The organism is Candidatus Delongbacteria bacterium, assembly GCA_041675285.1.
GTDB lineage: Bacteria > CAIWAD01 > CAIWAD01 > CAIWAD01 > CAIWAD01 > CAIWAD01.
Genome location: JBAYTZ010000007.1, coordinates 66,347 through 86,958, shown reverse-complemented (window position 1 = coordinate 86,958; position 20,612 = coordinate 66,347). Strand labels below are relative to the sequence as shown.

The 20,612-nt window shown below is 68.4% G+C and carries 17 protein-coding genes; 3 read left to right on the top strand and 14 right to left on the bottom strand.

Features of this window, described 5'->3' with window-relative positions; genetic code table 11:
* Window positions 1-242 precede the first annotated feature (242 nt).
* From WC326_08915 to WC326_08870, 10 genes are all read right to left on the bottom strand, one after another.
* Entirely contained in the window at window positions 243-2,144 is a 1,902-nt protein-coding gene (locus WC326_08915; GenBank protein MFA7331181.1) for a hypothetical protein, read from the bottom strand.
* 84 nt (window positions 2,145-2,228) lie between these two features.
* On the bottom strand, window positions 2,229-4,133 hold the full coding sequence (locus WC326_08910) for a hypothetical protein (GenBank protein MFA7331180.1): 1,905 nt from the start codon (window positions 4,131-4,133) through the stop codon (window positions 2,229-2,231).
* An 11-nt stretch (window positions 4,134-4,144) separates the two neighbouring features.
* Entirely contained in the window at window positions 4,145-6,073 is a 1,929-nt protein-coding gene (locus WC326_08905; protein MFA7331179.1) for a T9SS type A sorting domain-containing protein, read from the bottom strand.
* A 225-nt stretch (window positions 6,074-6,298) separates the two neighbouring features.
* A complete protein-coding gene (locus tag WC326_08900) occupies window positions 6,299-6,775 on the bottom strand; it encodes a PTS sugar transporter subunit IIB (GenBank protein MFA7331178.1) in 477 nt (158 codons plus the stop codon).
* 22 nt (window positions 6,776-6,797) lie between these two features.
* Complete coding sequence (locus WC326_08895; GenBank protein MFA7331177.1) at window positions 6,798-7,199, bottom strand: PTS fructose transporter subunit IIA; 402 nt, start codon at window positions 7,197-7,199, stop codon at window positions 6,798-6,800.
* Window positions 7,196-8,182, bottom strand: a complete 987-nt coding sequence (hprK, locus tag WC326_08890) for an HPr(Ser) kinase/phosphatase (protein ID MFA7331176.1) — start codon at window positions 8,180-8,182, stop codon at window positions 7,196-7,198. The genes WC326_08895 and hprK overlap by 4 nt, the downstream gene beginning before the upstream one ends.
* 129 nt (window positions 8,183-8,311) lie before the next feature.
* On the bottom strand, window positions 8,312-8,605 hold the full coding sequence (gene raiA / locus WC326_08885) for a ribosome-associated translation inhibitor RaiA (GenBank protein MFA7331175.1): 294 nt from the start codon (window positions 8,603-8,605) through the stop codon (window positions 8,312-8,314).
* Complete coding sequence (locus WC326_08880; GenBank protein MFA7331174.1) at window positions 8,602-9,561, bottom strand: tyrosine recombinase XerC; 960 nt, start codon at window positions 9,559-9,561, stop codon at window positions 8,602-8,604. Before WC326_08880 ends, raiA begins: the two co-directional genes overlap by 4 nt.
* Window positions 9,562-9,763: 202 nt before the next feature.
* Entirely contained in the window at window positions 9,764-12,154 is a 2,391-nt protein-coding gene (gene topA, locus WC326_08875) for a type I DNA topoisomerase (GenBank protein ID MFA7331173.1), read from the bottom strand.
* Window positions 12,155-12,250: 96 nt separating this feature from the next.
* Window positions 12,251-12,721, bottom strand: coding sequence for a DUF494 family protein (locus WC326_08870; protein ID MFA7331172.1), 471 nt, complete (start codon window positions 12,719-12,721; stop codon window positions 12,251-12,253).
* 289 nt (window positions 12,722-13,010) lie between these two features.
* Between WC326_08870 and WC326_08865 the strand changes: the two genes are divergently transcribed.
* The 3 genes from WC326_08865 to WC326_08855 all read left to right on the top strand — a co-directional run bounded on the left by WC326_08865 (window position 13,011) and on the right by WC326_08855 (window position 17,276).
* The gene (locus WC326_08865; GenBank protein MFA7331171.1) at window positions 13,011-13,382 is read left to right on the top strand and encodes an aspartate 1-decarboxylase; all 372 of its coding nucleotides are present in this window, start codon (window positions 13,011-13,013) and stop codon (window positions 13,380-13,382) included.
* The gene (locus WC326_08860) at window positions 13,379-14,041 is read left to right on the top strand and encodes a hypothetical protein (protein MFA7331170.1); all 663 of its coding nucleotides are present in this window, start codon (window positions 13,379-13,381) and stop codon (window positions 14,039-14,041) included. Before WC326_08865 ends, WC326_08860 begins: the two co-directional genes overlap by 4 nt.
* Window positions 14,042-14,192: 151 nt before the next feature.
* On the top strand, window positions 14,193-17,276 hold the full coding sequence (locus WC326_08855; protein MFA7331169.1) for a M14 family zinc carboxypeptidase: 3,084 nt from the start codon (window positions 14,193-14,195) through the stop codon (window positions 17,274-17,276).
* Between the two features lie 40 nt (window positions 17,277-17,316).
* On the opposite strand, the gene WC326_08850 is transcribed toward WC326_08855, so the two are convergent.
* The 4 genes from WC326_08850 to WC326_08835 are packed head-to-tail and all read right to left on the bottom strand — an operon-like array spanning window position 17,317 to window position 20,603.
* Complete coding sequence (locus WC326_08850; GenBank protein MFA7331168.1) at window positions 17,317-18,312, bottom strand: magnesium transporter; 996 nt, start codon at window positions 18,310-18,312, stop codon at window positions 17,317-17,319.
* Between the two features lie 38 nt (window positions 18,313-18,350).
* On the bottom strand, window positions 18,351-18,710 hold the full coding sequence (locus WC326_08845) for a hypothetical protein (protein MFA7331167.1): 360 nt from the start codon (window positions 18,708-18,710) through the stop codon (window positions 18,351-18,353).
* Window position 18,711: 1 nt separating this feature from the next.
* Window positions 18,712-20,073 carry an acyclic terpene utilization AtuA family protein gene (locus WC326_08840; GenBank protein ID MFA7331166.1) on the bottom strand — a complete coding sequence of 454 codons (1,362 nt, stop codon included), beginning with the start codon at window positions 20,071-20,073 and terminating at the stop codon, window positions 18,712-18,714.
* 26 nt (window positions 20,074-20,099) lie between these two features.
* Window positions 20,100-20,603 (bottom strand): DNA-binding protein, encoded by a 504-nt coding sequence (locus tag WC326_08835; GenBank protein MFA7331165.1) that lies wholly within the window; start codon window positions 20,601-20,603, stop codon window positions 20,100-20,102.
* Window positions 20,604-20,612: the final 9 nt, after the last annotated feature.

Genomic DNA, 20,612 nt, shown 5'->3' with positions numbered 1-20,612 from the left:
CGAAATCGGGCTGTTGATTGAAATGGCACCACCCGTAGAAGGCGTTATTGACTCTCACGGGATTGCCTTCCGGCGCCAGAGGCACATCCTGTGCCCAAAGCAAGGCAGCCAGGCTGGTTGTCTGTTGCGCCGAGGCCGCGCCGCCCAGTACCAGAGCCAGTGTCAGCCACGTTCCCATTCGCACGCTCACCTCCTGTCCTGCCGGCCAATCCCGTCCGTTGGGATGGCTGTCCGGCAGTGCCTCATTTCACCAGCAGCAGCTTCCTCATCTCCACGCCCCCCGTGTGAGTGACCCGCAGCAGCTGCAGGCCCGCCGCCCAACCGCTCCCGTCGATGGGGATGTCATGAGCGCCCGCGGCCAGCGGACCATCCTGCAGCAGGGCCACGCGCCGGCCCAGCAGATCGAAGACCTCCAGCGTCACGGCGCCGGGCACTGGCAGTTCCAGCGTCACGTGACACACGGGGTTGAACGGGTTCGGCCAGGGCTGGGAAAGCAGAACAGTCGCGGGCCGGACTGTCGGCAGCTCCAGGGCATCCAGCTGCCAGGAACAGGCCTCGCCGTCCGTGTTCCACACCGGCCGCCATTCCCCCGCCACCCAGCCGTCATGGCTCTGCAGCACGTCGTTGCGCCGGACTTCCACGTGCAGGGTGACGGGATCGTGTTGCATCCAGGGGGAAGGATCCACTGTCGGCACCCACTCGATCAGCGGCTGATCGATCCCCAGCGTGCGCTCTTCCAGGATGATCTCAGAACCCTGAAAGTCCAGCAGCACCCGGATGGAAATGGAATCCTCGGCCATGGCCTCGGGCACCAGGGTCAGGCGCACGAGGCCCGCGTTCCAGTCCTCCAGGAAGGCCGACACGTCCGTGACGCTGCCGCAGGCGGAGTGGGTGCCCGTGATTAGCGTGGGATGCAGCTCCACGGGCGGGCGCCAGCGCAGCTGGGGCCAGTAGGGCGGTGGGTCCGCGGCCAGAGCGGGGTCGAACCGGTAACACCTGAACATGTACCCGATGTAGGCATTACCCCAGGCCCCCACCGGATTGCGACTGACGTATCCGGCCCGCTGCATCACACGCGATCCCATCAGGAAGAGAGTGCCCCGACGATCACTCAAGTCATTGCACCCGAGGCAATCCGGCCAGCTTCCGCCGGGTTCATTGTCCCAGAGCCGCACGTGCGTGTTGCTGAACCCGCCGCAGGGTTCCGCTTGGGGCGCGACAGGTGGAACCGTGGCTCCCCAGGCGGTCGTCTTCCAGAACTCCACTTCAAACGTGCAGCCGAGGGCCAGCACGTCTGCCGTGAGGATCAGATCGCGCCGTCGACTTCCGCACACCGTCACCACAGGATCGTTGGGCCAGCCGCAATCCACCCCTGGTGTCTGAAGGCCATTGGCGAAGCCGTTCTCCAATGTGGCGGCGACGATCACGTCGCGCTCGCCGATCAGTCCGATGCGGTTGGGCGAGCCGGCCGGCACGGTGCCAAACGGTGAGTTCTCAGCGGGCGGATCACCGGCGCAGGGCTCCAGGATGGTATCGGCCGTGAGCAGGTCGCCCATCAGGAAGAGCGAGTCGCTGCAGAGCACGGTGATCCGGCCCTGAACCACTCCTTTGATCCGCCCCACGCCTTCGATCCAGATCAGTGGAGCCTGCTGGGGCGCCTGCGGGAGCGGATAGACCGTCCAGGGCACGCTCCAGCTGGTGTCGCCATCCGCCACCTGGGATTGGGCGAACTGCGCCGCGTGATACACACCGCCGTCGAAACGCAGCAGGGTGGTCAGCTCCAGGCTGTCCGCGCGGGCCGGCCAATGGTGCCAGGGTTCGCACTCGGCGCGCAGGCGGGCCAGGTCTTCGCTGAAGTCCAACTCCAATTCATCGTGTCGACCAAGCACGTTGGGCAAGTAGCCCTCCTGGTCGGGCAACAGTTCCTCTACCTGGTTGGCGATCAAATCAGAGCCAAAGCCCGCGGGGTCGGGATAGAAACGGCCATTGGTATGGATCTGCCCAAATTCACGCCATACAATGCGCGCGGGGATCCCATCTGGAAATGCCTGAGCATCGCTGGCATAGGTCAAACCGGCCAGACTGGCGGCCTCTAGCTGGCCCAGGGCCAAAAGCGTCAGGCAGAGGACCGGCAATCGAATCATGCTCGCGGCTCCTTCACTTCAGATCCCATTGCCGGAATTGGGCTTGCGTCCCTCTATCCCGTCCCTGTCCCTTTCCAGGGGACATCACTTGACCAGCAACAGCTTCCTCATCTCCACGCCCCCCGCGTGCGTGACTCGCAGCAGCTGCAGACCCGCCGCCCAGCCGCTTCCGTCGATGGGGATCTCATGTGAGCCCGCGGCCAGCGGACCCTCCTGCAATAGGGCCACGCGGCGGCCCAGCAGGTCGAAGACCTCTAGCGTCACGGCGCCAGGATGGGGTAGTTCCAGCGTCACGTGACACACAGGGTTGAAGGGGTTGGGCCAGGGCTGGGAAAGCAGAGCGGTCGCCGGACGGGCGGGAATCACGGTTGTTTCCTGCCACGTCCACGAATAGAGCGCGCCCCCCTCGTTCCAGCGCTCCAACAGGTCGTATTCTCTGAGCAATCCCACATGGATGCCCCGCTGAACCTCTACATGCAAGGTGCCCGGCTCCGCTAGCCAAGGCGAAAGCTCCAGACTGGAAGTCCAGTGCATCACCGGCGTGTCCCGATTCAACGCCACCTCGGCGCTGTCCACCACGAGGCCATTGATCCAGGTCTGGATGCGCAGATCCTCGCCCGTCTCGCTCGAGTCGCCCAGTGCCTCGAATTCCAGCCGGACCTGCCCGGCAGCCCAGTCAAGCGCCAGGGCGGCGGGATCGTCCACCTCGCCCCAGTTGGATCCCGCCCCTACGTTCAAGGTGACCTGCACGGGAGTGTCGTCCAGCCAGCGTAGTTCGGGCCAGCCAGGCGGTGCCAAAGCCAATAGATTATCATCGAAATCCCAGCGCCGCTGAAAGTACCCGATGTAGGCTTGACCCCACGGACCTCCCCACGGATTGCGACTGAGGAACCCGCTGCGCTCGGCAGCCACAGAGCCGCTGAACCAGAGCGTGCCACGCCGATCATTGAGGGCAACGGCCCCCGGACAATCTGGCCAACTGCCACCCTGCACATCGTCCCAGAGGGTCACGTGCGTATTGCGCGGTCCCGGGCACTCCGAGAGCGTGTCGGCCACCGGCGGCACCGTGGCGCCAAACGCCGTGGTCTTCCAGAACTCCGTCTCGAAACTGGTGCAACGAGCAAGCAGGGAGGCATGGACCATCACATCACGACGCGCCTGGCCATTGCCCCAAATCACAGGCCGGCTGCTCAACCCACAGTCCACATTGGGCGTGCCTGCACCATTGGCCCAACCATTTTCAAGCGTGGCGGCCAGGATGATGTCTTTCTCGCCCACCAGACCGATGCGATGCGGTGAGCCAGCGGGTGAGCAACCGAATAGTACCGGGTCCGAGGCGTGGACCGTGTCCGTGTCCGCAGTGATCAAATCGCCCATGATGAACAGCGAATCCGCGGCCAGCACGGTCACCTGGCCACTGACCACGCCCTTGACTCTCGTCACACCCTCCACCCAGATCACCAAGGGCGCCGCGGGAATGGGCAGGGGAAGAGTGGTCCACGGAACATGCCAGACCGTGTCGATGCCTGCGCTGAGGTCCGGGATATACTGGGCCGCGTGATACACGGATCCGTCGAACCGAAGAAGTGTGGTCAGAGCCAGCGTGTCCAAAGATCCCAGCCAGTGATGATCGGGCAGGCATTGCTGGCGCAGGGCTTGCAGGTCGGCATCGAAGTTATAATCCAGCCGATCGTGCGGGAAACTCCAGCCACCCAGGAACACGGTGGGGAAATGTCTTTCGTCCAAACCGGCGAAATCATCTCCCGACTGCGAGTAGGGGCCATGGAAGAATGGTAGACCGATTGCTGGGGCTATCCCCACTCCATTGAGATGCACACGGCCCTCAAAACTCGCCTCAGTGCCGAAACGGAAGGCGCCGTGCTCCGGTGTGGACGGCTCATTCAAAACCAGTTGGAAGCGGGCAAGAGACGTAGCGAAGGCACTGCCAGCCACCCACATCAGTAGAAGAATCCAGCGCGGACGAATCATGGGACGACTCCTCACTTGACCAGCAGCAGCTTCCTCATCTCCACGCCACCCGCGTGCGTGACCCGCAGCAGATGCAGGCCTGCCGCCCAGCCGCTCCCGTCGATGGAAAAATCATGGGCGCCTGCGGCCAGTGGGCCGTCCTGCAGCAGGGCCACGCGGCGGCCCAGCAGGTCGAAGACCTCCAGCGTCACGGCGCCGGGTGCGGGCAGCGCCAGCGTCACGTGACACACGGGGTTGAAGGGGTTGGGCCAGGGCTCGCCCAGCTGGAAGGCGGCGGGATGCGCGGGCACCGGGGGCAGGGCGGTTTCGTCCCAGAACCAGGCGCAGTCAGTGCCGTCCGCATTCCAAATCGCCTGCACTTCCAGCGACTGGTCCTCGCCCCAGAAATCGCCGGTCTCCACCTCGAACCAGACCCGCGCCGGGCCGGCTGTCCAAGGGGAGAGACTGAAATTGGGGACCCACACCAGAACGGAGTCCCCCGCCAGGGTGAACCGGGAGAGGGCCTGGGGTTCGTGGTTCACCCAGGCGCGCACTTGGCCGTGCAGCGGGGTTTCCGCCTCCGGCTGGCTGCTGCGAATTTGCAGCGCCGGCGCGCCCCAGGCCCAGGCCTGAGCCAGCGCGGCGGGGTCCGTCACCACGCCGCAGGGCGGGGCCTCCGCGGTAGGTTCCACCACGGCCCAGCGCTCCGGCAGCCAGCGAGTGGCGGGCCAGTAGGGCGGCGGGCTGAGCAGGAAGTTGGAGTCGTGCGACTGGCGGCGGTATTGGTAGCCCACCGTGACGTTGCCCATGGAGCCGGGAGGGTTGACAATGTTGTAGCCCGCCCGCTGCACGGCCAGGGAACCGCAGAACCAAAGGGTGCCTCGTCGATCCTCGCTCGGGGAGGCATTGGGACAATCCGGCCACGTGCCGCCGGGCAGATTGTCCCACAACTGCACGTGGGTGTACGCCGAGTCGCCGCATGCCGCCTGCGGAAAGGGGGCCGGGGGATCGGCGTTGTAAGCGGTGGTCTTCCAGTACTCGGTGCCGAAGCTGCAGCCCGCCAGCACGGCGGCGCTGATGATCACGTCCATCCGTCCCTGCCAGCCCTGCTCCACCACCGGGTGATTGGGCAGGCCGCAGGTGACACTCGGGGTGTTGATTCCGTTGGCGAAGCCGTTCTCCAGGGTGGCGGCAATGAACACATTCTGCTCGCCGATGAGCCCGATGCGGTTGAACGAACCCTCCGGCACCATGCCATGCAAGGCCTCCGCGGTGGGCGGGAAGGGCGGATAGGTCTCGAGCAGGACATCCGCGGTGATCACGTCCCCCATGATGAAAAGGCTGTCCGAGGCCAGCAGGGTCACCTGGCCCTCCACCACGCCCTTCACCCGGGCCACGCCCTGCACCCAGATGAGCTGGGGCTGGTCGCCGCCAGGCAAGGGCAGGGTGGTCCACGGCACGGTGTAGGTCGTGTCAACTCCTTGGACCTGAGTCGGGCTGTACTGGGCCGCGTGGTAGACCGGGCCGTCGAAGCGGATCAGCGTGGTGAGGGGCAGGCTGTCCAGCAGCGCCGTCCAGCGGTGCTCCGGCGGGCAGACCTGGCGGATCAACTCCAGCTCGTCCTCGAAGTCCCATTCCAGCGGGGCATGGGGAATGCACCATCCCCCTTGGAACACCTCGTCATACTCACCTTCACTCATGTTGTTGACGGCAGGCTCCGTCTGGGAAAAGGGCCCCGTGAACAGGGGATAACCCGACGGGGAGCGACCCGCAGCGCCGTTCACATGCACCCTTCCGCTCCAAACCTGCCCGGAGGCAAAGTTCACCGGATTCCCCAGCGGGCTGATCTGGCCATTTGAGAGGTAGCCGAATCCGGTCAGGTCCACTTGTTGGGCGTGGATCACCGGGACATCGAGAGCCAGCAGCAGCAAGGCGACAGCTGGGAGAAGAGTACGGCACATGGTTCCTCCTGGCGCTGGCGGGCACGGCATCCCGCTGGCAAGGGCCGGAATGGCGTGTTCGGGATTCTTGACAAGCCGGCAGGCGGACTCGACGAGATGGTTGGGCAAGCAAGTGGAAACCAAGCTGTGCAGCTTGTGCGAGTCCGGATGGCAAACCATGCAGCAGAAACCATGCCCGTGGGGGATCAGGCAGCTTGGTTGAAGCAAGACTCCCGCACCCGGGCGTCAGATCAGCCGGTTCACATCCAGTCGCGGGCTGTCGGGCAGGGGCTGACCGATCAGATGCACGCCGCGGGCAGACAGCCGGCGCAGGCCGGCTTCCTGGTCAGGGGTGAGGAAGAGGTAGTTGGCCAGCTCTCGGGCGCCGGGCTGGTGGTGCAGGCCGCCCAGGATCAGCTCGGGCAGGGGCGCGCCCAGCTCCAGCAGGGTCTCGGCGGCGGCGGGATCCGACAACACGGCCAGGGTGGTTTCCCCGGGCGGGACGGCCAGGGCGGCGGCCAGCTGGGCCAGGGTCATGAACTCCAGGCTCTGCTCATCGGCGGGGCAGCAGGCGTAGAGTTCGCGCTCGAATTCGCAGGCGGCGATCAGGTCGTCCGCCAGCACCAGCCGCCGGATGCCCAGGGTGTCGCACCAGCCCACGCAGACCTGGCCGTGCACCAGCCGGTCATCCACGCGCACGATCCAGTGAGGCGCCTTCGTCATGCCGTCCGGTCCTCCACCATGGTTACAACAGGATGCCGGCCCGGCCCCGCTCCACCAGCAGGGGCAGCAGTTCCTCCACCGGCGTGGTCGCCCGGCGGTTCAAGAAGGTCAGCAGCAGGGGCAGGTTCACGCCCGTCAGCGGACCCAGCACGCGCCCGCGCTCCGCGCTGTCCAGGCCGCCCAGCAGCAGGCGCGCGGCCACGTGGGGCGAGGCCCCCGGCGCGTCCACCAAGAGCAGCAGACCATCCTCCGCCGGCAGTTCGGCCAGCCGCGCGCGCAACTCGGCCACCAGTCCGTCCCGGGAGAGACCGCGGTTGCTCAGGGCCGCCAGGCCCTCGCGCGGCCCGAGGATCTCCTCGGCCGTGGCCAGCAGGGCCGCGCCCAGCTCGCCGTGGGTGATCAGCAGCGCGCGCAGCAGGCTCATTCCGGGTCCCGTCGCAGATAGGCCCGCAGCCGCCGGCGCTCCTCCATGGTCTTCAGCAGGCGGCGGTTCAGCTCCTCCGCGCTGTTGTAGCCGTAGACCTTGAGGTGGTGGTTCAGCGCCAGGGTCTCGCAGATCACCGTGATGTTCTTGCCAGGGAAGATGGGCAGGCGCACCAGCGGCAGCTCGATGCCCAGGATCTGCGCCGACTCCTTCTCCAGGCCCGTGCGGTCGATGTTGCCGCGCTCCTCCCACAGGCAGAGCTCCACCACCATCTCCACGCGCTTCTGCATCCGCACGGCGCTGATCCCGTAGATCTGCCGCACGTCCAGGATGCCCAGCCCGCGGATCTCCATCATGTGCTGGAGCAGGTCGTTGCCCTGGCCCATCAGGATGCGGTCGGCCTTGCGCGTCACCTGCACGGCGTCGTCGGCCACCAGGCGATGCCCGCGCTCCACCAGATCCAGCGCCACCTCGCTCTTGCCGATGCCGCTCTTGCCCGTCAGCAGCAGACCCGTGCCGTAGACGTCCACCAGCGTGGCGTGCTGGGTCTCCGTGGGCGCGAAGAAATCGTCCAGGTAGTCCGAGAGCAGGTGATACAACTCCGTGGTGCCCATCTCGGACTGGAAAACCGGCACGCCGGCGCGCTCGGCCAGTTCCAGCATGGGCGGCACGGGCGGGTTGCTGTTGGTGATCACCAGGCAGGGGATGACGTGCTGGAACACCTTCTCGAAGGCCTGGCCGCACTTGTCCGCGCTCAAGGAGCGCAGGTAGGAGATCTCCGTGTTGCCCAGCACCTGGATGCGGTCGTGGGTGAACAGGTCCAGGTAGCCGGCCAGCGCCAGGCCCGGCCGGTGCAGGTTCTTCTGCGGGATCAGCCGATCCAGCTGCTGGGGGTCCGTCAGCAGGGTCAGGCGCAGCTCCTCGTGCTCCTCCTCGAAGAACTGGCGCACGCTGAGTTGCTTGCTCGCCGACTCGGTGCTCATGGGGCGCCTCTCCTTGGCTGGGCACGCGGACTCTCCGCGCGCGGCTGCAAAAGGTCAGGAGCCGCGGACCGGGAAACAAGCGGGCCGGTTCGGCCGGCCCGCGTCGTTGTCCGTCTACGGCTCAAGGGGCTAGTGCTTCTTCTTCAGCTTGTCCTTGAAGCGCTGCACCTGCTTCTCCAGCTTCAGCACCGCCGCGTCGATGGCCTTGTAGAAATCCTCGCTGGTCTCCTCCGCCACCAGACGTTCGCCCGGAACGTGAATGGCCAGTTCGGCCGTCTTGTTCTGGTGCACGTCGAAGGACAGGATCACGTCGCATTCCATGATGCTGTCGAAGTACTTGTCCAGGCGTGTGACTTCCCCCTCCGCATGACTCTTCAGCGTGTCACTGGCCCGGAAATGGCGTGAGGTGACGGTGGTTTTCATGGGACCTCCTTCGAGAGCTTGGGATCCTTCGGGTCGGTTCCGCCCGCCGGGGGATGCCCCGCGCGCGGATGGGCCGACTGGTACACTTCCTGCATGCGCTTCACGCTGACATGCGTGTAGATCTGGGTTGTGGAGAGCGAGGCGTGGCCCAGCAGCTCCTGCACCACGCGCAGGTCGGCGCCGCGGTCCAGCAGATGCGTGGCGAAACTGTGGCGCAGGATGTGGGGCGAGAGCGTGCGCCGGGAGCAGACCTGCTCCAGCCGCGCGCGCACCAGGCTCTCCACGCTGCGCCCGCTCAGGCGGCCGCCCCGACGGTTGACCAGCAGCGCGGGCTCCTCCGGCCGCCCGGCCTCCAGCAGCAGCTCGCGCCGCAGGGGCCGCCACTGCTCGAGCACGAGCCGGGCCTGCCGGCCCACGGGAATCAGCCGCTCCTTGGCACCCTTGCCGAACAGCAGCACCAGTTCGCCCTGCAGGTCGCGCAGGTTGAGCGCCGTCAGCTCGGACAGGCGCAGGCCGCCGGCGTAGAGCAGTTCGAGGATCAGCCGGTCGCGGCAGTCGGCGAAGGTGGCGGTGGGAATCCCCTCGATGGCCTCGCGCACCTCGCGCTCGCTCAGCACCTCGGGCAGGCGCTTCTCCTGCTTGACGGCGGGCAGGCCGGCGGCGGGATTGTCCTCCAGGCGGCCGCGGGACTGCAGCCAGCGGCACCAGGAGCGCAGCGCGGCCTGGCAGCGCGCGACGCTGCGCCGGCTCAGGCCCTGGCGCAGGCGCAGGCTGAGGTAGTCGCGCAGTTCATTGGGATCGAAGGGATCGGCGCCCTCCACCAGGGAGTCCAGGTAGCCCCGCAGATCGCGGCCGTAGGCCAGCAGGGTGGCGGGGGAGAGGCGGCGCTCGTGGCCCAGGTGATCCAGAAAGGCTTGCAGGGAGGCGGCTTCCCGGGTTCCAGGGGGGACTGTCACCGGCTGGACTCGCCTGTCCCGTGCACTCATGCCTGGCGCCTTTCCGCACCGGCCGACCCACGCGGCCGCTGCTGGGAATGGGCCGCCCGACCGGGGCGGCCTGCTGTCAAGATCGGCTGGCGCGGCCCCGGGCTTGAAGGTCCAGGCCGACAATTCCAGCCGAAACGCCCGGCCAGCGCGGTTGGCCCGCGCCTGGGCCGGATCAGGAGGCGTCGCTCTCCTGGCCCTCGCCCTGCTTCAGCAGCTCGCCGTCCTGGCTGAAGCCGCAGCGCGGGCAGTGCAGATCCGTGTCGCGGTCCCGGCCGGTCTTGCGGCCCATCCACGAGAAGCCGCAGCTGGGGCAGGCCACTTTTTCCGGGCGGTCCCAGGTGGCGTAGTCGCAGGCCGGGTAGCGCGTGCAGCCGAAGAAGGTCTTGCCGCGCTTGCTGCGGCGCTCGCTCAGTTTGCCGTCGCAATCCTTGCGCGGGCAGGCCGCCCCCAGGTCAAAGGGCTTGGTCTGCTTGCACTCCGGATAGCGGCTGCAGCCCAGGAAGGGTCCGTAGCGCGAGTGCTTGACGCTCATGGGCGCGCCGCAGGTGGCGCAGACCTCGTCGGTCTCCGTGGGATGGGGCGTGTCGCTGCCCGGATTGCGCGTGTAGCGGCAGTCCGGGAAACCCGTGCAGGCGATGAAGCGCCCGTTGCGGCCATGCTTGTAGATCAGCGGCTGGGCGCACTCCGGACAGGCCTCGCCCACCTCCTCGCGGGTGGCGGCGCGGATCTCCGCCCGGGCCGAGTCCGCCGCGCTCAGGGCCGCGGAAAAAGGTCCGTAGAAGTCCTGGACCACGCTGCGCCAGTCCCGGCCCGATTCCACCAGGTCCAGCTCCTCCTCCATCCGGGCGGTGAAGTCCACGCTGAAAATCTGGGTGAAGTGATTGACCAGAATGTGGTTCACCGTCACGCCCAAGGGCGAGGGGAAGAAGCGCCGCTCCTTCAGCTCCACGTACTTGCGCTTGAGGATCATGTCCACGATGGACGCATACGTGGAAGGCCGGCCGATGCCCAGCTCCTCCAGCGCCTTGATCAGGCTCTCCTGGCTGAAGCGGGCGGGCGGCTTGGTGAAGTGCTGCTCGGTCGCCAGCTCGGCCAGCGTGGCCGCCTCGCCCTGGGCGATGTGCAGGGGAATGGTCTTGTTGCGGATGGCCGGGGCGCCGGCCTTGGCCACGGCGCGACTCTTGGCCGCCGGCTTGGGTCCGTCGCCGTCCTCGGGCGCCTCGACCTCGGAGATGTCCTCGTAGACCTCCAGGTAGCCCTTGCGGGCCAGCACGCTGCCCGTGGCCCGGAAGAGGAAGCGCCCGCCCAGCAGGTCGATGGAGCGCTGGTTGAAGAGCGCGGGCACCATCTGGCAGGCCAGGAAGCGGTTCCAGATCAGGGCGTAGAGCCGCAGCTGGTCGCGGTTCAGGCTGTGCGAGAGCTGCTCGGGCGCCCAGGCCAGGCTGGTGGGCCGGATGGCCTCGTGGGCGTCCTGGGCCTTGCCCTTGCCCCGGTGCACGACGGGCTTGTCGGGCACGCAGTGCGGTCCGTAGCGCCCGGTCAGCAGCTGGCGGGCCTCCTGCACGGCGCTGTCGGACAGACGCATGCTGTCGGTTCGCATGTAGGTGATCAGACCGGCGCGCTCGCCGTTCTCCAGCTCGATGCCCTCGTAGAGCTGCTGGGCCACCATCATGGTCTTCTTGGGGCTGAAGCCCAGCCGGCGGGCGGCGTCCTGCTGCAGGGTGGAGGTGATGAAGGGCGGGGGCGCCTTGCGGCTCACCTGCTTCTCGCCGATGGTCTGGACCACCCAGTCCGCGGCTTCCATTTCCTTCTTAAGGGAGGCGGCCTCCGCCGCCGAGCGCACCTCGGGCTTCTCGCCGCCCTTGGGATTGCCCGCTTCGCGCCCGGCCGTGGCGGCGTCGGCGAAGATCCGCTGCAGCTCGGCCTCGAAGGACTCGCCCTGGGCGCTGCCGAACTGCCCGGTGAAGGACCAGTACTCCTGCGGCGTGAAGGCGTTGATCTCCTCCTCGCGCTCGCAGATCAGGCGCACGGCCACGCTCTGCACCCGCCCGGCGGACAGTCCGCGGCTGACGGTCTTCCACAGGATGGGACTGACCTGGTAGCCCACCAGCCGGTCCATCACCCGGCGCGCCTGCTGGGCGTCCACGCGGTTCTGGTCCACGGCCTCCGGGTGCTGCACGGCGGCCACGATGGCCTGCTTGGTGATCTCGTTGAAGCGGATGCGGTGCACGGGCACGCCCTTCTTGGCGTAGCCCTTGAGCACGTTGGCGATGTGCCAGGCGATGGCCTCACCCTCGCGGTCCTGGTCCGTGGCCAGCAACACCTCGCCGGCCTCCTTGGCCAGTTTGCGCAGCTCGGCGATCACCTTGCCCTTGCGGGCGGCCGGCTCGTAGGTGGGCGTGAAGCCGTTCTCGATGTCCACGCCCAGCTCGCGCTCCGGCAGGTCGATGATGTGCCCGACGCTGCTGGTCACCCGGTAGTGGTCGGGTTTGTAGCCGTCCAGATAGCGGCCGATGGTCTTGCTCTTGGTGGGAGATTCGACGATGACGAGGGTATGGGCCATGGTGTTGAACATCTCTGGCTTGGGCCGTCCACGCCTGCGGGCTTAGAGGACGGGAGGACCCCGCCGGGACGGGCACGTCGCCGGGTGCGGGGTCGACTAGTGTCGGCTGGCGTGGAAAGGCAGCACCACCCGGTTTTGTTGACCGGGGTCCAGGCGCGCCTGACCCAGCATGTAGTGGTCCACGAATGAACGCAGGTCGTCCAGGGGCACGCTGGTGCGGTGCATCCAGATCGCCCGTTCGATGACCGTCTCCGTCTCGCCGGGATCCAGCAGGCTGTGGTTCTGCAGCTCCGCCAGGAAGGAACGCGCCTCCGGAGTGAGGTAATGGGCCTCCGCCTGGTGCAGGATGCGGCGGCTGGTGGCGTGCACCACGTCGCCCGTCAGGCTCTCCGACGGCATCTCCAGCTTCTCCAGCAGCCAGCCCAGCGCCTGGGAGACTTCCTCCGCCTGGAAGCCCATGGCCGTCAGATCCTCGGCCAGCACCTCCGGACGGAGATCTGTGCCGGGCTCCTGTTCCATGAAGCGCCGCAGCAGGAGGATGAGCAGTTCAGCGAAGCGTGGATTCACGACACCCTTTCCGGTCGATGACGGCGGGATAATAGGATTCCACCTCCGAAGGGCCAAGCCGGAGCGCGGCGGCCCCGGGTTCCCGGCGCGGGGCGTCGCCCCCGCTGGACAAGGCGCCCCGCGGCCCGGGCAGGGCGGCGGTGCCCCCCGGGCGGCCCCCGGACCCGCCCTCCCGGCCCGGCACTGGACGGATGACTCTCCCCCCGTCCAATGCTATACTCGTCGGCCCTCCGCGCGACCCGCACTCGCGCCGGGCACTGGGGAACGTCATGGTGGAACAGGACAAACGATGACCCTGCAGGTTCTCAAATCGAAAATCCACAAGGCCCGGGTGACGGCCACGCATCTGGATTACAACGGCAGTCTGGCCGTGGATCCGGAGATCTACGAGGCCTGCGGCCTGGTCCCCTTCGAGAAGGTGCTGGTGGGCAACCTCACCAACGGCCAGCGCTTCGAGACCTACCTGATCCCGGCGGAGCGCGGCACGCGTGAAGTCTCCCCCAACGGCGGCGTGGCCCGGCTCTGCCAGGTGGGAGACCAGTTGGTGATCATGAGCTTCGCCTGGGTGGACGCCCAGGACCGGCCCCTGCCCGAAGTGATCGTACTGGACGAACACAACCGGATCATCGAGCGCCCGGACTATTCGGAGTACCTCGCTTGAGCCCTTCCCTGCCCCGCCTCGCCCTGCTTCTCCTGCTGCTCGGCAGCGTCCCGGCCCGCGCCCAATCCGCCGCCGACTCCCTGGCGCACCAGGAACAGCGCATCCAGGCCCTGCGCGACAGCCTGGACCTGGGCATCCGCACCTTCGAGGCCTTCTTCAACCTGCAGCAGCGCGAGGCCAACGACAGCCTCAAGCAGGCCATCCAGGCGGGACCCGCCGTGGACTGGCGCGACTGGGCCATCAAGGCGGCTCCCCGCCGCGGCATGACCGGCGAGGACATCCTGCTGCTGGCCGATCTGCACGCCCGGCTCAATTCCTTCGACATGGCCGGCTGCTACAACGAGCAGCTGGAGTGCTACAAGCGCGCCATGCTGATGCCCGGCACCGAGGAGCGCGCGCTCTACCGCCTGCACGCCGAGTACCTGTCCGCCGGCTTCGCCCCGGGCATGATCCAGACCGGCCAGCGCCTGCTCCAGCTGGACAAGCAGAAGTCCATGGACCAAGGCGTGGCCCGCACGCTGGCCCTGGCCTACTACTTCGTGGGCGATCGCAAGCAGGCCACGGCGTGGATCAAGAAACACCTGCGCGAGCATCCCCGGGACCAGCGGGCCCGGGAACTGAAGCAGCGCATCAAGGACATGCAGCCCCTCAAGGACTGATCCCCGCCCGGCGGTCAACCCTGTCCGCGCGCCAGCTTGCGCTCGCTTTTCCCAGCTTCAACTCCTAAGCTCCGGCGTCCGGCGCCCACCCCTTCTCGCACTCAGCATGACTGGAACCGCGCGGCCGGATTCACACAGCTTGGGAGTCATCATGTCCATTGTGATCCGACTGGCAGTCCTGCTGCTGGCCCTGCAGTCCGCGCAGGCCGCTTGGCACCAGGTGTTCGTTCCCCTGCAGGACAAGCAGGATCTGGTCCGCCTGCGGTCGGCGCTGGACGGGCTGGACCCCTGCGGCACGGTGTTCACGGAGGCGGGGGTGGAGCTGCCCGTGGACGACGCCGACCTGGCAGCCCTGAGCCGGGCCGGCCTGGCGCCCCAGCTGCTGGTGGCGGACCTGGAGGAATTCTACGCCGCGCGCTTCGGCGCGGACCGCAACTACGGCGCCTACCACACCTACAGCGAGGGCATGGCGGAGATCCAGCAGCTGCACGCGGATTTCCCTGAGATCGTGGGCGCGCCCTTCAGCATCGGCACCACGCTGGGCGGCAACACCATCTGGGCCTTCAAACTCTCCGACAACCCCGGCGTGGACGAAGCCGAACCTGAGGTGCTGTTCGGCGCCTACATCCACGCCCGGGAGGCCATCACCATCGAGGTGCTGCTCCACTTCCTGCATCACCTGACGGACAACTACGGCACGGACAGCCGGGTGACCGAGATCGTGGACGGCCGCGAGCTGTGGTTCATCCCCTTCATCAACCCGGACGGCGTACTCTACAACGAGGCCACCAATCCCGCCGGCGGCGGCATGTGGCGCAAGAACCGGCGCAACAACGGCGACGGCAGCTACGGCGTGGACCTGAACCGCAACTTCGGCTACCAGTGGGGCTACGACAACGTGGGGTCCAGCCCCACGCCCTCCAGCGACACCTACCGCGGGCCCTCCGCCAACAGCGAGCTGGAGACCCAGGCGCTGCGCACCTTCGTCAACGCGCACTCCATCTCCGCGATGCAGTCGTATCACAGTTACAGCAACCTGATGATCTATCCCTACGGCTACGCGAGCATCCAGTGCGAAGAGCCCTGGCACACGGGCTACGTGGCCATGACGGACCTGCTGAGCGCGGACAACGGCTACGCCTGCGGCACGGCCTGGGAGCTGCTCTACAACACCAACGGCGACGCGGTGGACTGGGGCCACGGAGCCACGGGCGAGCACGCCCGGGTCATGTCCATCACCACCGAGGTGGGCACCAGCGGCGACGGCTTCTGGCCCGCGGAGTCGCGCATTCCGGCCCTGGTGGCGGAGAACCTCGAGCCCAACCTGTTGTTCGCCGAAATCGCGGGCAACCCCTGGACCCTGGGAGCGCCCGCCGCGCCCGCCCTCAGCGGCCCGGCGGAGACCAACCCGGCCTTCACGCTGAACTGGACCACCGCCGCGCCCGACCCCAACAATCCCGCCGTCACCTATGAGCTGCGCGAATTGAGCGGCCTGAGCCAGGGCAGCGACGCCTTCGCCAACACGGCCAACTGGACCGGCGGCACGGCCGCCTTCGCGCTGAGCAGCGCCCGCTCCTTCAGCGCGCCCTCCAGCTTCTTCGGCGGCACGGGCAACAACCGCAACGCCGTCAGCCTGCTGAACCAGCCCATCTCGGTCACGGCCGGCATGCAGATCAGCCTGCGCATGTGGTACAACATCGAGCTGAACTACGACTACGCCTACGTGGAGGTCTCCCCCAACGGCACCAGCTGGACCGGCCTGGCGGGCACCGGCACCACCACCACCAATCCCTACGGCCTCAACGACGGCAACGGGATCACGGGCGCGTCCAGCGGCTTCGTGCTGGCCACCTTCCCGCTGACGGCCTGGGTGGGCCAGTCCATCCAGGTGCGCCTGCGCTACGAGACCGACGGCGGCGTGCTCAATGAGGGCATCTACGTCGACGACTTCAGCCCGGTAGTGAGCTTCACCTCCGAGACCACGCTGGCGGCCGCCCACCCCGCCACCAGCTATTCCTTCAGCGACCACTCCACCGGCACCTGGTTCTACAAGGTGCGCGCCCGGGACGCCCAGGACGACTTGAGCGGTTGGTCCAACCTGCTGCAGGTGGTGGTGACGGGCGGCACGGACCAGAGCGGCCCGCTGATCAGCCACACCAGCCTGCCCGACACGGGGGACGACCTGGGTCCCTGGCCCGTGGACGCGCAGATCAGCGACGCCTCCGGCGTGGCCTCCGCGACCCTGGAGTACCGCGTCAACGGCGGCGGCTGGAACTTGCTGCCGATGAACCTGACGGTGGCGCCCAACTGGCACGGGGCGATTCCCGGCCCGCTCAGCACGCCCTCGCTCGTGGAGTACCGCATCACGGCCGTGGACGCCTCGCCGCTGGCCAACCCCAGCGTCAGCCCGATCTGGGACTTCCAGATCCTGGCCCCGGTGGGCCTGCAGTACTGCCAGGACTTCAGCGCCGGGCTGGACGACTTCAGCGTCCTCCTCCACGAACCCGCGGGCAGCACGTGGGGCCTCTCCACCTACGAAGGCCAGGGCCAGACGGCCTACATCCAATACAGCAGCACCACCCAGGTGGACCACGCCAGCCTGCTCAGCCCGGTCTTCGACTGCAGCCAGCAGTCCAGCCTCCAGTTGGATTTCTGGCACTACCTGCGGATGGGCTACTCGGGCGCCTGGACCCTGGCCCAGGTGCGCGGCTCCGTGGACGGCGGCCTGACCTGGCCCTACCTGCTGGGCGAGTGGGCCTCCGACGGCAGCGCGGGCGAGGAGATCATCGAGGGCCCCAACACGCTGGACATCAGCGCCTGGGCCGCCGGACAGCCCCAGGTGCGGATCGCCTTCGAGTACTCCGACCTCTACGACTGGTACTGGTACGTGGACGACGTCTGTCTCACGGGCACGCTCTCCAACCCGGCCCCCGTGACCCTGCAGATCACGGCGGCGGGCGGCGACGCGCAGCTGGCCTGGACGCCCTCGGGAGCCGACGCGTATCACGTCTACGGCAGCGATCAGCCCTACACGGGCTACGGCTTCCTGGCCAGCGTGCCGGGCACCGCCTGGACGGACACGGGCGCCCTGTCCGGCGTCCAGCGCTACTATCAGGTGAAGTCGTGGCAGGGCGCGCTGCGGGCCGCGGATCCGGCGGGCATCCCGCAGCTGGACGCCCGGGCGGGCCGGCGCGCCGCGCCGCCGCTGGTGAAACAACCACGCGTGGACGAATAGCAGCCTTGGGAAAGGGCCGGCGCACGCCGGCCCTTTTCGTTCAGCCGATCAGCAGGCGGGCCGTGCTGAAGAAGAGCAGCAGCGTGCTCAGGTCGGTCAGGGCCAGGGTCAGGGGGCCGGCGGCGATGCGCGGATCCAGGCGCAGCGCGTGCAGCAGCGCGGGCACGCTCAGGCCGTGCAGGCCCGCTAGGGTGACGGCCAGGGCGATGGCCAGCGCCACGCTCAGGGCCACCGCGGGCGGCGCCTGCCAGAGCAGCGTGAGCGGCCCCACCAGCGCGCCGCAGGCCAGGCCCAGCAGCCCGGCCGAGATGGCCTCCCGCAACCATTCGCGCAAGTACCAGCGCAGCGTGGGCCGCCGGTGGCGCAGGGTCTGGACGGTCAGGGTCATGGTCTGGATCGCCACGCTCTCCCCCAGTCCGAGCACCAGGGTCAGGAAGAAGGCCAGGGCCAGCGAGCGCTCCAGCGTGCTACCGAACCAGCCCGTGAGGACGGCGCAGGCCAGTCCGCTGGCCAGGGTGGGCAGCAGCCAGGGGAAGCGGTAGCGGAAGGCCAGGACGGGCGACTGGCCCTGCACCTGGGAGACGCGCACGCCGATGGCCTCGAAGACCTCGTCCATCCGCTCGCGCTCGGCCACGTCGAACACGCCCTCGGTGAACAGGTTGACGTCCAGCAGGCCCTGGACGCGTCGGGCGCTGTCCACCACCGGCAGGGCCAGCAGCTTGTGCATGGCGAAGAGCTCGCAGGCGTCGAGCACGCGCGCCGTGTCGGGCACGCTGATCACGCGGGCGACGAGGATCTCCTCCAGCGGCCGCTCCAGCGGCGAAGTCAGCAGGCTGCGCACGGGCAGCACGCCGCAGAGGGCCTCGTGCTCGTCGATGACGTAGAAGTAGTAGATGGCGTCGGCCGGGGCGCGCTCGCGGATCAGGTCCAGCGCCTGGCCGCAGCTCAGGTGGCGGGGCAGCAGGAGCCCCGGCGGGCGCATGCTCTCGCGCACCGGGCGCTCCAGCGGGGCGATCTCAGGCGGGGCTTTCAGCACGGCGCGGCACTCCGTTCAGCGCGCGGCGAGGTGGACCGCTACAGGTCCTCCGCGGGCAGGGTGTCCACCAGGTGGGCCAGCGCCTCGGGCAGCTCCAGTTCCAGTTGCAGCAGGGCCTGGCCGTGGGTCTTGCCCTGGGCGTCGTTGAGCAGGGACTCGCTGCCCCCGCCGCCCAGGCTGTCCTTCAGGATGAAGTTGAGCGCCCGGAGGTTGTCCAGCTCGTAGCGGATTACCCCGCCCCGGGCGATGCGCGCCAGGTGCGCGCCCACGCGCTCCACGCTCAGGATCTCCAGGGCCCAGCGGTAGAGGGCCTCGTGGCGGAAGAGCACGCCCACGTTGCTGTTCGGGCCCTTGTCGCCGCTGCGGGCCCAGGCGATCTGCTCCAGTCGGATCTGCATCTCAGGCTCCCGCTTCTTCGACGTTCACGCTGGTCCGGATCAGCTGCTTGGGCACCAGCGCCGGCCAGTAGGCGATGATCTCCTGGGGCTTGGGCCGCCCGCCGGCGAAACCCGTGATCCCCGGGGGGCCGTTGGTGATCACCGGCGCCAGCTCCTTGCCGAAGCGCTCCACCATTCCCGCGTCGGGGTCGCGCACGCCCAGCCGCAGCACCACTTCGTTCAGCTGGGCGGGAGCGGGCCGGATGCCGGGGTGGCAGGAATCCAGGCCGAGGAATTCGGTCTCGGTGTGTTCGAAGCGGCAGCCCGCCTGGCGCAGCCGCTCCCAGATGATCTCCGCCACCCGGGCCGCTTTCAGCCGCGCGCGCGGCCCGCTGACGGTGAGCTGGCCGTGGGCCTTCCAGCCCGCGTGATACGAGAACGAGACCTTGTAGGTGTCCGTGGCGGGCAGGCCCCGCACGCCGCTGATCCGCACGCGGTCGCGGGCCTCCTCCTCGAGCTGGAAGGAGGTGAAGTCCACGCGCACGTCCGGGCTGATGTAGTTGTGCGGGTCGCCCATCTCGTAGAGGATCTGCTCGCCCACGGTCTCGCGCGTCACCATGCCGCCGCTGCCGGGCTGCTTGGTTACCACGAAGGAGCCGTCCGGGCCGGCCTCCACCACGGGGTAGCCGATCCCGGCCAGATCGGGCACCTCCCACCAGCGGCTGTGGTTGCCGCCCGTGCACTGAGCGCCGCACTCGGTGACGTGGCCGGCCAGCGTGCCGGCGGCCAGCAGGTCCCAGTCCGCGCGGCCCCAGCCGAAGGCGTGCACCAGCGGGCCCAGCGCCAGGCCGGGGTCGGAGACGCGGCCGGCCAGCACGATCTGCGCGCCCTGGTCCAGCGCCTCCGCCAGGCAGAAGGAGTCGATGTAGACGTTGGCCGAGCTGATCCGGTCGCGCACGGCGCCGAAGGACTCGCCGGTCTCGAGATTGCGGAAATTGGCGCCCGCGGCCTCCAGCTCGGCCACGCGGCCGAGGATGTCGTCGCCCTCCACCACGCCGATGCGCACGCGCTTGCCCAGCTTGGCCGCCACCCGGCCCAGCGCCTCGCGGCAGGCCCGCGGATTCACGCCGCCGGCGTTGGTCACCACGCGAATGTCGCGCTCCAGGCAGCGGGGCAGGATGCGAGCCGCCAGTTCCACGAAGTCCCGCGCGTAGCCGGACTCGGGGTTCTTCAGCCGCTGGCGCTGCATGATGGACAGGGTCACCTCAGCCAGATAGTCCAGGGTGAGGAAGTCGATCCCGCCGCGCTCCACTAGGTGCACGGGAGCGTCGATGGAGTCGCCCCAGAAGCCCTGGCCGTTGGCGATGCGCACGATGCGGTTCACGGAACCTCCTGTCGATGTGGGTCGAATCAGACCAGCGGACAGACCATCTCAGCCGTCAGGGCGCGCCCCGCCAACTCCCGCAAGGCCGGCAGCAGGCTCGCCACGTCCGGGAAGAGCGGCAGGGTGAAGCCGTCCAGCGGTTGGCGCTCCCAGCCCAGCAGCAGGACGGGGCGCTGGTGGCAAAGCGCCAGGCTGATCTCCGAGAGCGTGCCCGCCGCGCCCGGCAGGGCCACCACCACCCGGGCCGCCAGCACGTTGAGCAGGTTGCGCGCCATGCCCAGCCCGGTGGGCAGGGCCACGTGCACGTGGGCCGAGGCGCCGGCGGGGTCCAGCCCGGGAAGCAGTCCCAGCACCAACCCGCCGGCCTGGTCGGCGCCGCGCGAGGCCGCCTCCATCACGCCAAGAGGCCGCCCGCCGGTGAGCAGGACCCAGCCCTCCCGCGCGATGGCGGCGCCCAGCTCTTCGGCCAGGGCGTCAATGGCGGGCGTGGAACGGCTGCCGCCCATCACACCGATGATCACGCGTTGCACGCGGGGCTC

Coding starts and splice junctions, on each gene's coding strand:
- WC326_08895 (MFA7331177.1), bottom strand. CDS start 7,199: ATGAGCCTGCTGCGCGCGCTGCTGATCACCCACGGCGAGCTGGGCGCG.
- WC326_08845 (MFA7331167.1), bottom strand. CDS start 18,710: ATGCAGATCCGACTGGAGCAGATCGCCTGGGCCCGCAGCGGCGACAAG.
- topA (MFA7331173.1), bottom strand. CDS start 12,154: ATGGCCCATACCCTCGTCATCGTCGAATCTCCCACCAAGAGCAAGACC.
- WC326_08915 (MFA7331181.1), bottom strand. CDS start 2,144: ATGATTCGATTGCCGGTCCTCTGCCTGACGCTTTTGGCCCTGGGCCAG.
- raiA (MFA7331175.1), bottom strand. CDS start 8,605: ATGAAAACCACCGTCACCTCACGCCATTTCCGGGCCAGTGACACGCTG.
- WC326_08900 (MFA7331178.1), bottom strand. CDS start 6,775: ATGACGAAGGCGCCTCACTGGATCGTGCGCGTGGATGACCGGCTGGTG.
- WC326_08910 (MFA7331180.1), bottom strand. CDS start 4,133: ATGATTCGTCCGCGCTGGATTCTTCTACTGATGTGGGTGGCTGGCAGT.
- WC326_08905 (MFA7331179.1), bottom strand. CDS start 6,073: ATGTGCCGTACTCTTCTCCCAGCTGTCGCCTTGCTGCTGCTGGCTCTC.
- hprK (MFA7331176.1), bottom strand. CDS start 8,182: ATGAGCACCGAGTCGGCGAGCAAGCAACTCAGCGTGCGCCAGTTCTTC.
- WC326_08865 (MFA7331171.1), top strand. CDS start 13,011: ATGACCCTGCAGGTTCTCAAATCGAAAATCCACAAGGCCCGGGTGACG.
- WC326_08855 (MFA7331169.1), top strand. CDS start 14,193: ATGTCCATTGTGATCCGACTGGCAGTCCTGCTGCTGGCCCTGCAGTCC.